This window comes from Veillonella sp. T11011-6 (assembly GCF_002959755.1).
Lineage (GTDB): Bacteria > Bacillota > Negativicutes > Veillonellales > Veillonellaceae > Veillonella.
In genome coordinates this window covers 562,107-574,994 of sequence record NZ_PPCW01000001.1, presented here as the reverse complement: position 1 = coordinate 574,994, position 12,888 = coordinate 562,107, and the positions used below count along the sequence as shown (strand labels likewise).

Genomic DNA, 12,888 nt, shown 5'->3' with positions numbered 1-12,888 from the left:
ATTACATTGACAAAATTCGATATTTATTTATAATAGTATATAAGAGGTGGTTGAAATGACAATTCAACAAGCTTTAGATCAAAAGGTGTGGGCCGTTATTGGAGCCACTGATAAAACCGAAAAGTTCGGCTATAAGATTTATAAATGTTTTAAAGATCACGGATATGAAGTATATCCAGTTAATCCTAATGTTGCAGAAGTAGATGGAGACAAATGTTACTCTAGTCTTTCTGCACTTCCTGTTGTACCAGCTGTTGTGGATTTTGTTGTACCAGAATCAGCGGGTTTAGCTGCACTTGATGAATGCAAAGAACTTGGCATTTCAACTGTGTGGTTACAACCAGGAGCGGATAAACCATCTGTTGTTGAAAAAGCACATGCTTTAAACTTGCATGTCATTCAAGATTGTGTATTAGTTCAATTACCGTAGGAGGGTATAATGAGCGAATTAAAAGAATTAAAAACTGCTGAATATCAAGATTTAGTAAATCAAGGTGGCGTAACTGTTATTGATTTCTGGGCTCCATGGTGCGGTTATTGCGTACGTATGATGCCAATCATCGAAGAAATTGCAGGTGAGCTTGAAGGTAAAGCTAACTTTGTAAAAGTAAATGCTGATGAAGAACCAGAATTAGCACGTAATTTACAAGTTGAAGTATTGCCTACATTTGTTATCTTAAAAGATGGCGAAGTAGTAGATCGTAAAATTGGCTTCTTGCCAAAAGGCGATCTTCAAGGTGCTATTGAATCTAAATTCTAATAATCTGAATAAATCTATATAGATAGAGTAAAAAAGACCTCATCAATGTATGTGAAATACATTGATGAGGTTTTTTTCATATTTTCTATAGAAGCAAATAAAAAGTATCGTATAAATATAAAATTAGATTAAAATATAAAATTTCATTTTACATAATTCAATATTATTAATAACTTAGTATTCAAGCGGATTTTCAGGTATTTTTAAATGAGGAAAAAATGAAACATTAGTTTAACTTATTAATTTTTTTATGGAAGTTTAAAATAATATATGGTAGTATTATGTTAAATATTGTGAATATTTAGTGAAAAAGAGTGCAATATTTGATTTATTTCTTCATTGTGGGGTGAGAGCCACAAATGTTGGGAGGGAACTTAATATGAATAAGGTATTCAAAGTTGTTTGGAGTGCAACTAAGCACGCTTACGTCGTAACGTCTGAGTTGGCTAAGTCACATCAAAAATCTGCAACTACAATTGTAGCTGCAGTTATTTTGGCGGCTAGCTTTTCTGGAGGTGTTGCTAATGCATCCAGCCCTGAGGATTGGGCTAGAGCTGATCTTATTGGTAGCCAAAGATGGTTAACACCTGATCAAAATGCTTGGGGTCATATGCAAGATCAACATCAAGTTGATCCACAACAATTAGACCAACAGCAACAGCAACAACAACAGCAGCAACAACAATGGCAACAACAAGAGCCACAGCAACAACAATGGCAACAACAAGTGCCAAAACAGCAACAACAGCAACAACGACGTCAACGTCCTCAAGTGCCACAACAACAGCAACAACAGCAACAACAATGGCAACAACAAGTGCCACAACAACAGCAGCAACAACAAATCCCTAAAAAAGGCGGGTCCACTGGTAATACCGTAATTAATAACTACTATACAGTTGTAACTACTGATGTTGAAAATGTTAAGAAAAATACACATAACATTAACGTTGTAAATAAAAAGGTAGATATCAATACTACTAATATTAATACTGTTAATAATAAGGTTGAGAGTGTAAAAACTGACATTAATAAAATCAATGCTAATATTACAAATATCAACGCTAAAGTTGATAAAAATAGCAAAGATATTGAAGGATTAAAAGGCAAAGTCGGCACTCAAATCACTAACATTCAACAAGATATCACAAATATTAACAATAATATTGACGCTAAATTTACTAAAATTAACAACGATATTGATGTAAAAATCGATAATAAAATTACTAACATTACAAATAATGTTGTTAATAATGTAAATACTAACATTGATGCTAGTGTAAAAAAACATATTGAAGCTAATAATACCAATATTATTAATCAAGTAAATCAAAATATTAATACTGCAGTTCAAAATAATAACACTACAATTTTGAACAAAGTTGATGAGAAGATTGAAAATAACAACACTACTATTATTAATAATGTTAATAAAGATGTAGATGTTAAGATTAATGATATTAAAACAAATATCAATAATACGAAAAATGAGTTGAACACTAACATTTCTAATGTTAAAAATGAACTCAATCAAAATATCAACAACGTTGATATTAAAGTTAACAACAATAAAAAAGCAATTGATAATTTAACTGTTAATGTTAACAATAATAGTAAATCTATTGCTGATTTAACTGCTAAAGTTGAAAATAACACCCAAAATATTGATGCTAATAATACTTTCATCATGGAAAACCGTAAATTTATCGGTGATAACAAAAAAGCTATCAACGAGAACAAAAAAGCCATCGATGAATTGAAAGGTAAAGTTGGCACAACAATCAATAATATTAACACTACAATTGATAATAAGATTAATGAAAATAACACTAAGATTATCAACGAAGTTAATCACAATGTAGATGTTAAAATCAACGATAGCAAAACTAACATTATTAGTGAAGTTAACAAAACAATTAATTCTAAAATTGAAGCTAACAACACAACTATTATTAATAAAGTAAATAATGATGTTGATACTAAGATCAATGCTGTTAAAACTGATATCACAAATATCAACAATACAGTTAATAATGTAAGTGCAAAAGTTGATTCTAATACTACTAACATTACTAATAACACTAAAAATATCAACAAAAATGCGACTGCAATTACTGAATTAAACACTAAAGTTGATAATCAAGGTAAAGTTTTAGTTAATCATGAAGGTCGCATCCAGGAGCTTGAAAAAGACAATAAAACTATTAAAACTGATGTAGCTAACACTCAAAATCAAGTTAATATCAATACTAAAGATATTGCTGATTTGCAAGGTAAAGTTGGTCAAAATATTGGTAATGTTCAAGTAGATATTAAAGATATTAAAAACAACATCACTACTATCAACAATAAAGTTGAAGCAAACACAGTTGCAATTAACAAGGTTGATGTAAAAGTTAATGGTGTTAAAGGTGATTTGGATGGCCTTAAAGGTCGTGTTGATCGCCATGACCAACGTTTGGACTACTTGCAAGACAACATTGCAGATAACTCTACACGAATCTCTATTGTAGAAGATGGTGTAAAAGCTAATACAAAAGACATTAATGTAGTTGGCACAATTGCAATGGAAAACCGCACACTTATCGGTGCAAACCAAAAAGCTATCGATGAGTTAAAAGGTCATGTTGGCACACAAATTACCAATATTGAAACTACAATCAATAAGAAGATTGAAGCTAATAATACTACAATCATCAACAAAGTAGATGGTAATATTGATGCTAAGATTGAAAAAAATAACACAGTTATTAACAATAACATTAACAATGTAAATGCTAAGACTGAAGTTAATGCTAAAGCTATTACAGATAATAGTAAACGTATTGATGCTAATTCTGCTCGTATTTCCAATAATGAAAAAGCAATCAACGAGTTAAAAGGCCATGTTGGTACACAAATCACTAACATCGAAAATACAATTACTAATAAGATCAATGAAAACAACACAGTAATCAACAAAAATATCGATGCTAAGATTGAAGCTAATAATACTACAATTCTTAATAAAGTAGACAATAACATCGATGTTAAGATTAATGCTAATAACATTAAAGTTGATCAAAAAATTGATGGTGTTAAAGGCGATTTAGATGGTCTTACTAAACGCGTTGCTCAAAACGAAAAAGACATCAACGTAGCTGGCACAATTGCTATTGAAAACCGTACACTTATCGGTGCTAATAAAAAAGCTATTGATGAATTAAAAGGTCATGTTGGCAATCAAATCACAAATATCGAAAATACAATTACTAATAAAATCAACGAAAACAATACAGTAATTAATAAAACTATCGATAATAAGATTGAAGCTAACAACACTGTTATCAACCAAAATATTGATAATAAAATCAATAGCAATAACACAACAATCATTAATAAAGTAGATCAAAACATTGACGCTAAAATCAATGCTAATAACACTACAATCATTAACAAAGTTGATAAAAATATTGATGTAAAGATCAATGAAAATAACACTCAAATCAACAATACAATCAACAAAAAAGTTGGCGATGTAAATGTTAAGATTGATGGCGTTAAAGGTGATGTAGCTGGTCTTACTGCACGTGTAGATCGTCATGATCAACGTTTAGATTACTTACAAGGCAACATTGTAGATAACTCTACACGTATTAGTGCTAATGAAGATGCTATCAAAGCATTAAAAGGTCAAGTTGGTACTACAATTAAAAATATCGAAACTACAATTAATAACAAGATTACAGAAAATAATGTAACTATTAATAAAAATATCGATACTAAGATTGAAGCTAACAACACTGTTATCAACCAAAATATTGATAATAAAATCAACAGCAATAATACAACAATCATTAATAAAGTAGATCAAAACATTGATGCTAAAATCAATGCTAATAACACTACAATTCTTAACAAAGTTGATAAAAACATCGATGTAAAAATCAATGAAAATAACAAACAAATCAACAACACAATCAATACTAAGATTGGTGATGTAAATGTTAAGATTGATGGCGTTAAAGGTGACTTGAATGGTCTTAAAGGTGATTTAGATGGCCTTAAAGGTCGTGTAGATCGTCATGACCAACGTTTAGACTACTTACAAGATAATATTGCTGATAACTCTACACGTATCTCTGTAGTTGAAGATGGTGTGAAAGCTAATGCAAAAGATATTAATGTAGTAGGTACAATTGCAATGGAAAACCGTCAATTCATTGGCGATAATAAAGTTGCTATTGCTAACAACACTAAAAACATCAACATCAATGCAAACGCTATCGTAGATAATAGCAAACGTATTGATGCAACTAATGTGAAAGTAGATGCCAACACTACTAACATCGCTAACAATACAACTGCTATCAACAATGTAAACGTTAAAGTTGATGGTGTTAAAGGCGACTTGAATGGTCTTACTAAACGTGTAGAACAAAATGAAAAAGACATCAACGTAGCTGGTACAATTGCAATTGAAAACCGTAAATTCATTGGCGACAACAAAGCTGCTATTGCAAATAACACTACAAATATCAATGTTAATGCAAAAGCTATCGATGAATTAAAAGGTCAAGTAGGTAAATCTTCTACAGTGATCAACGATATTAAAAATCAAATCACTAATATCAATGGTAAAGTAGAAAATAATACTACTAATATTGCTAACAATGCTACAAACATTCAAGCTAATGTAGTGGCAATTGCTGATAATAGCAAACGTATCACTGAAAATGTTACAAACATCGCAAACAACACTACAAATATTGCTAATAACACTACAGCTATTAACAATGTAAATGTAAAAGTTGACGGTGTTAAAGGTGACTTGAAAGATCTTACTGCTAAAGTTGATAAAAACACTAAAGACATCAACGTAGCTGGCACAATTGCTCTTGAAAACCGCAAATTCATTGGTGATAACAAAGTAGCTATTGCAAATAACACTACAAACATTGCAAATAACACTACAAACATTGCAAATAACATTACAAACATTGCTAATAACAAAAAAGCTATCGATGAATTAAAAGGTCAAGTTGGCAATACAGTTAAGAATATCGAAACTACTATTAATAACAAAATTACTGAAAACAATGTAGTTATTAATAAAAATATCGATGCTAAGATTGAAGCTAACAATACTGTAATTAATCAAAATATCACAAATGCAATTACTGAAAACAACAAGGAAATTAACAATACAATTAACAATGTAAATGTTAAAGTTGATGGTATTAAAGGTGATATTGATGGCTTGAAAGGTCGCGTAGATCGTCATGATCAACGTTTAGACTACTTACAAGATAACATTGTAGATAACTCCACACGTATTACTGCAGTAGAAGATAGTGTTAAACTAAATACTACAAATATTGCTAACAATACAACAGCAATCAACAATGTAAATGTTAAAGTTGACGGCATTAAAGGTGACTTGGATGGTCTTACTAAACGTGTTGACCAAAACGAAAAAGACATCAATGTAGCTGGTACAATCGCTATCGAAAACCGTACATTGATTGGCAATAACAAAGCTGCTATCGACAAGAATGCAAAAGCTATTGCTGAATTGAACGGTAAAGTTGGTACTACTATCACTAATATCGAATCTACTATTAATAACAAGATTGAAGCTAATAATACTACAATCCTTAATAAAGTAGATCAAAATATTGATGCTAAGATTACTGCTAATAACACTGTAATTAACCAAAACATCGCTAATGCAATCAATGAAAATAACACAACAATCATTAACAAAGTTGATAAAAACATTGATGTGAAAATCAATGAAAACAATAAGCAAATCAACAACACAATCAATACTAAGATTGGTGATGTAAATGTTAAGATTGATGGCGTTAAAGGTGATGTAGCTGGTCTTACTGCACGTGTAGATCGTCATGATCAACGCTTAGATTACTTACAAGGTAACATAGTAGATAACTCTACACGTATTAGCGCTAATGAAGATGCTATTAAAGCATTAAAAGGCCAAGTTGGCACAACAGTTACTAATGTTGAAAACACAATCAATGCTAAGATTGAAGCTAACAACACAGTAATTAGAAAAGATATCAACACTGCTATTACTAATAACAACACTGTAATTAACCAAAACATTGCTAATGCAATCAATGAAAATAACACAACAATCATTAACAAAGTTGACAAAAATATTGATGCTAAGATTGCTGAAAACAATACAGTAATTAACAACACAATTAACAGCAAAGTTAATGAAGTAAATGTTAAGGTTGATGCTAACGCAAAAGCAATTGTTGATAATAGCAAAGCTATTACTGATATTAAAGCTAATGTGACAAATATCAGCAATAAAGTAGATGTTAACACTGCAGATATCAAAGCTATCCGCACAGATGTAACTAACAATACTACTAACATTGCTAATAACACAGCAGCTATTGCTAATGTAAGCAAACAAGTTAAAAATAACACAACTAACATTTCTAACAATGCAACAGCTATTGCAAACATTAGTAAACAAGTTGCTGGTAACACAGCTAACATAACTGATGTAACTGCTAAAGTAAATGCTAATACTGGTCGTATTGAATCTAATACAACTGCTATTAACAACTTAACTGGTAAAGTTGATGCTAACTCTCAAGCTATCGAATCCTTGAAAGGTCAAGTTGGTAAAGGCAATACTACAATCGTTAATGTAGCTCAAAAAGTAGAAAATATTACTCAAAACATTAACGCTCAAAATAGCAACATCCAAGCTAATACTGTAAACATTCAAAATAATACTTCCAATATTAATAACATTAAAGCTAATGTTGTTAACGTTGAAAAGAATGTAAACAATATTAAAGCTGATGTAACAGTAGTAAAAGCTGATATCACAAACATCAATGCTAAAGTTGATCAAAAAATCAATATTGTGAACAACAATATTACTAACGTTAAAAACGATGTGAAGAATATTGATGCTAAAGTTACAAATATTGATAACAAAGTTACTAATATTAACAATAAAGTAACTAATATTGATACTAAAGTTAATGATATTGATGTGAAAGTTAACAACCAAAATGTTGTAATCAACAATATCAAAACAGATGTATCTGGTTTGAAAGATCAAGTTGGCAAAAATACTGAAGCAATTAAGAACTTACAAAATGTAAGCGCTGATGTAAACAAAGTGAAAGAACAAGTTAATGCTAATACTCAAAAAGCAAATGCTAACGAAGAACGCATTAAAAATGTTCAAAGCCAAGTTTCTGTTAATACTGAAGCAATCAAACATAATACTGAAAACATCAATATTAACAAAGCCGCAATCAAACAAAATGCTGAAGCAATTCAAAATACTAATGTAACTGTACAAAAAGTAATCAACAAAGTTGATGAACATAGCAAAGTTATTAACGACGTATCTAAACAAGTTAATACTAATACAACTAATATTGCTAATATCAATAATGTTGTTAACCAAAATACAACTAATATTACAAATGTAACTAACCAAGTTAATACAAACACAAGCAATATTAGTAAAGTAACTAACCAAGTTAATACAAATACAACAAACATCAACACTCTAAATGCTAAAGTAGATACTAATGTTACAAATATTACTAAAGTAGATAATCGTGTAACTGAAGTAGCTAAACAAGTTAATGAAAATGCACAATTAACTAAAGCTGTTGGTACTCTAGCATTAGAAAATCATGAAAAGGTTAGTGTATTAGGTTTACAAGTAAATAAAAATACTCAAGACATTGCTGATGTAAACACTAAAGTTGATGAAAATGTTACATTAACTAAGAACATTGGTGCGATTGCATTAGAAAACAATGAAAAAGTTAATGTATTGGGCTTGCAAGTAAATAAAAATACTCAAGATATCAGTACATTAGCAGAAGCTGCAAATTATAGCTTGAAAGCTTCCAACATTGCATTACAAGATCACGCAACACTTGTTCAACATGATGCACAAATCGCAGAAAACTCTCGCCGCATTAGCAGCGTAGAACGCGATGTTAAAGTTGTAGGTGCTAATGCAGCAGCATTAGCAGCATTGAAACCTATCGAATACCACGAAGGTCAAAAAGCCCAAATTATGGCGGCTGTTGGTACTTACAAAGGTAAAACATCTACTGCATTGGGTGTAGCACATTATGCAAATCCTGATTTATTAATCCATGCTGGTGCCGCTTATGGTGGTGACCATAGCGTAATGGCAAATGCTGGTGTAACAATCGGTATTGGCAATGCTCCTACAGCTCCTAAAGCATCCCCTGCAACTGTAAAAGTTCTTGAGGATCAAGTGGCTGATTTGCAAGCACAAAACAAAGAAATTCGTGAACTTCTTGATAAAGTGATTGCACAACAACCACAACAAGCTCCAAAAGCAGCTGTAAAAACAATTAAATAATATGCCTCCCAACCGATGGGTTACACTATAATCTATCGTAGGTATAGAAACCGCGTAGCAGAAATGCTACGCGGTTTTCTTTTTGTGTGGATTTGTGGTGATTGTATTCCTATATATCGTTTGATTTGAGTGTAATAGAGCTTATGGGAGTATTGTGGTGGGGATTGGATACAGATAAAACTAGAATTTGGTACTTAGTGGTGGGGAGTGGTTTTAATGATTCAATTATCATTTATTTTCGAACATATGTATCTAAGAAAAGGAGAGAAAAATAGAGATTATGAAAGAAAAATATAAAAAAGTGGGATAAAAATGGATTTTTTATTGTGATTGGTGGGGAATTGTGGTAGAATTTACCATATAGTGGTGGATAAGGAATAGTAAAGGGCGGTGATACGTATGTTCATGGGAGAATATAATCACACCATTGATACAAAAGGGCGGATGATTATACCCGCGAAAATACGTGAACAACTAGGCGAAGTATGCATTGTTACTAAGGGCCTAGATAACTGCTTAGCTATTTACACCGAAGAAGCGTGGAAGAAAATTTCTGCAGCTTTACAATCACAATCCTCCACTAAAGCTAGCGTACGTGCCTTAAAACGTTTTGTTTTTGGTAGTGCCGCTGAGCTTGAATATGATAAACAAGGTCGTGTCCTCATTCCTGTACCACTACGTGAATATGCGAGCCTTGATAAACAGGCCGTTATTGTCGGTGCGGGGGATCACGTTGAAATTTGGAGCCGCGAAAAATATGATTACTATGATGATCAAGTGGCTGAAAGTATGGAAGAACTTGTCGAAGGTCTAGAAGGGATTATGTTATAGGAGGCTATGATGGAATTTAATCATACCAGCGTACTTTTACGCGAAACGGTGGACTCCGTCGTAACTAATCCAAAAGGCATCTATGTGGACTGTACTCTGGGCGGTGCAGGACATGCCCATGCTGTGGGCGAGATGTTAGATCCAGAAGGCATGATTATAGGGTTGGATCAAGATGAAGATGCGTTGAGTGTAGCTCGACAGCGTTTATCTGATTTAACATGTCAGGTGTTAACAATACCGACGAACTTTTCTAACTTAAAAGAAGCCCTTCATAATGAGGGTATCTATGAAGTAGATGGATTTATCTTTGACCTTGGCGTATCTAGCTATCAACTGGATACACCGGAGCGTGGCTTTTCATATATGAATGATGGCCCACTCGATATGCGTATGGATAAGGACGCACCATTAACGGCAGAAGAGGTTGTTAATGAATATGATGCTGACGCATTATTGCAAATTATCCGCGACTATGGTGAAGAGCGATGGGCTAAGCGCATTGTTGAATTCATCATTAATGCACGTCAAGAAAAACGAATTACCACTACTGGTGAGTTAGTTAGAATTATTAAGCAAGCAATACCTGCGAAGGCGCGTCAAGACGGACCACATCCGGCAAAACGGACGTTCCAAGCCATTCGCATTGAAGTAAATAGAGAATTAGCTATCTTGCATGATAGTTTTGTAGATGCTGTATCCATGTTGAAACCAAAGGGGAAAATTGGGGTTATCACATTCCACTCCTTGGAAGATCGAATTACAAAACAAACTTTCAAAGAGTTGAGTACAGCATGTATATGTCCTCCAGAATTGCCAATGTGCGTTTGTAACCACAAGGCAGTTGTGAAGGCGAAGAATAAGGCTATAGAGCCGAGTGCAGGGGAGATTGAGGTTAATCCGAGGGCTAGAAGCGCAAAGTTACGCGTAGCCGTCAAGTTGTAGAATTGGAAGGGGTTAGTGTTTATGTTAGCGAGAAAGGCTGTTGTGGGCCAAGTTAAAAGCGATGTGTTGGTCGCTTCACAAGGGAGAAAACGTAGTGCAAATGTGGCTCTAGATTTGAGCCCTATGATGTGGCAGGTTGTATATGGTATTGCTGCATTGGTTGCATTTTTGCTTATCATGATGGTTATGAATGCGTACAGCACAAAATTAGGCTATGAAGTAGTTAAAACACAGCAAGCTGTAGTACAATTAACAAAGGATAATGATGCGTTGGATGTTGAAGTGGCTTCTTTGAAGTCTCCTGTTCGTATTCAACAAATCGCAGAACAACAACTAGGGATGGTTTTGCCTGATTCTTTTGTTTATAGTACAAAAAGCGCTGTTACTGAACGTACTGTACAAGAGAAACAGCAAATTATAGACTAGCAGGCAAAGCAGCTCGTATTGGGCTGCTTTCCTTTGCGTGTAAAGGAGATTGTATATGAAACAATTACAAGATATAGTAAAAACTTTGCAAACACCGCATGTAGAAGGCAATACAGCTGTTGAGGTGTTAGATATTACGGCTGATTCTCGTGCAGTAAAAGCAGGTAGCTTATTTATTGCGTTAGATGGTGCCACTGTAGATGGTCATAATTATGTAAATAAAGCTGTTGAAGCTGGTGCTGTAGCCGTACTTGTATCTAAACCAGTAGAGGTAAGTGGTGATGTTTGTGTTATCACTGTAGAGGATACTCGAAAAGCTATGATGGCTTGTGTACCATATTTCTTTGATTATCCAGCAAATTCCATGCGTATGATCGGTGTTACTGGTACTAATGGTAAAACAACTACAACTCATATGATTCGTCATATTTTGAAAGGTCAAGGCCATAAAGTAGGCGTTATTGGTACCGTTCATATTATGATTGGTGATACATCCTATCCAATTCATAATACAACGCCTGATGTAGTAGATTTACAACATATTCTTCATCAAATGGTAGAAGAAGGTGTTACCCATTGTGTCATGGAAGTATCTTCCCATGCGTTAGCATTAGGTCGAGTTTCTGGTGTTGAGTATGATACAGCAGTATTCACGAACTTAACACAAGATCATTTGGACTTTCACAAAACCTTTGAAAATTATTTGGCAGCTAAATGTAAATTATTTGAACAAGTTAGCGCGCCGAACCAAACTAAATCTGGCAAAGGGGCTGTCATCAATATCGATGACGAATATGGTCATCGTGTAATTGAAAAAACAACGGCGCCTATCATTACGTACAGTATTGATGGTAAAGGAACATTGAATGCTCATGATGTTGAAATGACTCCTAAATCTAGTCGTTATACGGTATCCTATGATGGTAATGACTATACAGTGGCTATGAATACAACTGGTTTGTTTAATGTATATAATACATTGGCCGCTATTGGCGCTTGTCTGTTAGAAGGTATCTCCATGGAAGATATCGATAAGGCATTGAAAACATTTAGTGCTGTGCCTGGTCGTTTTGAGCTTATTGAAGAAGGTCAACCATTTGCAGTTGTTGTAGACTATGCACATACACCAGATGGGTTAGAAAATATTTTGCAAACTGCAAAGGCTATTCAAGAAAATCGTATTATTGTAGTCTTTGGTTGTGGTGGTGACCGAGATGCTACAAAACGTCCTATTATGGGTCGTATTGCTGCACAATATGGCGATGTAGTATATGTTACATCTGACAATCCTCGCACAGAAGATCCTGTGCAAATTGTGAAAGATGTAGAGGTAGGCGTTAAAGAAGGCCTTCGTGAAGGCTCTCACTATGAAGTTATCGTTGATCGTCGGGAAGCGATTCAACATGCAATACAAAATGCAAAACCTGGGGATATTGTACTAATTGCAGGTAAGGGGCATGAGGATTACCAAATCTTAAAGGATAAAACGATTCATTTTGATGATCGTGAAGAGGCGCGAGCAGCCCTCAAGGAGATCTAA

Annotated in this window: 7 protein-coding genes; all 7 read left to right on the top strand. The window is 33.5% G+C overall.

Annotated elements, in window-relative coordinates:
* The first annotated feature begins 55 nt into the window (after nt 1-55).
* The 7 genes from VRHSUH10_RS02705 to VRHSUH10_RS02675 all read left to right on the top strand — a co-directional run bounded on the left by VRHSUH10_RS02705 (nt 56) and on the right by VRHSUH10_RS02675 (nt 12,888).
* Nucleotides 56-430, top strand: a complete 375-nt coding sequence (locus VRHSUH10_RS02705) for a CoA-binding protein (protein WP_105089342.1) — start codon at nt 56-58, stop codon at nt 428-430.
* Nucleotides 431-439: 9 nt separating this feature from the next.
* A complete protein-coding gene (gene trxA / locus VRHSUH10_RS02700; RefSeq protein WP_005386226.1) occupies nt 440-760 on the top strand; it encodes a thioredoxin in 321 nt (106 codons plus the stop codon).
* 379 nt (nt 761-1,139) lie between these two features.
* Entirely contained in the window at nt 1,140-9,149 is an 8,010-nt protein-coding gene (locus VRHSUH10_RS02695; protein WP_199176260.1) for an ESPR-type extended signal peptide-containing protein, read from the top strand.
* 399 nt (nt 9,150-9,548) lie between these two features.
* Nucleotides 9,549-9,980 (top strand): division/cell wall cluster transcriptional repressor MraZ, encoded by a 432-nt coding sequence (mraZ, locus tag VRHSUH10_RS02690; RefSeq protein ID WP_039969108.1) that lies wholly within the window; start codon nt 9,549-9,551, stop codon nt 9,978-9,980.
* A gap of 9 nt (nt 9,981-9,989) precedes the next feature.
* Nucleotides 9,990-10,922: a 16S rRNA (cytosine(1402)-N(4))-methyltransferase RsmH gene (gene rsmH / locus VRHSUH10_RS02685; protein ID WP_005386229.1), complete on the top strand. Its 933-nt coding sequence runs from the start codon at nt 9,990-9,992 to the stop codon at nt 10,920-10,922.
* Between the two features lie 21 nt (nt 10,923-10,943).
* Entirely contained in the window at nt 10,944-11,348 is a 405-nt protein-coding gene (gene ftsL, locus VRHSUH10_RS02680) for a cell division protein FtsL (RefSeq protein ID WP_005386230.1), read from the top strand.
* Between the two features lie 55 nt (nt 11,349-11,403).
* Complete coding sequence (locus VRHSUH10_RS02675; RefSeq protein WP_105089340.1) at nt 11,404-12,888, top strand: UDP-N-acetylmuramoyl-L-alanyl-D-glutamate--2,6-diaminopimelate ligase; 1,485 nt, start codon at nt 11,404-11,406, stop codon at nt 12,886-12,888.

Bases quoted from the DNA above. Each gene is read 5' to 3' on its own strand.
- VRHSUH10_RS02705 (WP_105089342.1), top strand. From the start codon at position 56: ATGACAATTCAACAAGCTTTAGATCAAAAGGTGTGGGCCGTTATTGGA.
- trxA (WP_005386226.1), top strand. From the start codon at position 440: ATGAGCGAATTAAAAGAATTAAAAACTGCTGAATATCAAGATTTAGTA.
- VRHSUH10_RS02695 (WP_199176260.1), top strand. From the start codon at position 1,140: ATGAATAAGGTATTCAAAGTTGTTTGGAGTGCAACTAAGCACGCTTAC.
- mraZ (WP_039969108.1), top strand. From the start codon at position 9,549: ATGTTCATGGGAGAATATAATCACACCATTGATACAAAAGGGCGGATG.
- rsmH (WP_005386229.1), top strand. From the start codon at position 9,990: ATGGAATTTAATCATACCAGCGTACTTTTACGCGAAACGGTGGACTCC.
- ftsL (WP_005386230.1), top strand. From the start codon at position 10,944: ATGTTAGCGAGAAAGGCTGTTGTGGGCCAAGTTAAAAGCGATGTGTTG.
- VRHSUH10_RS02675 (WP_105089340.1), top strand. From the start codon at position 11,404: ATGAAACAATTACAAGATATAGTAAAAACTTTGCAAACACCGCATGTA.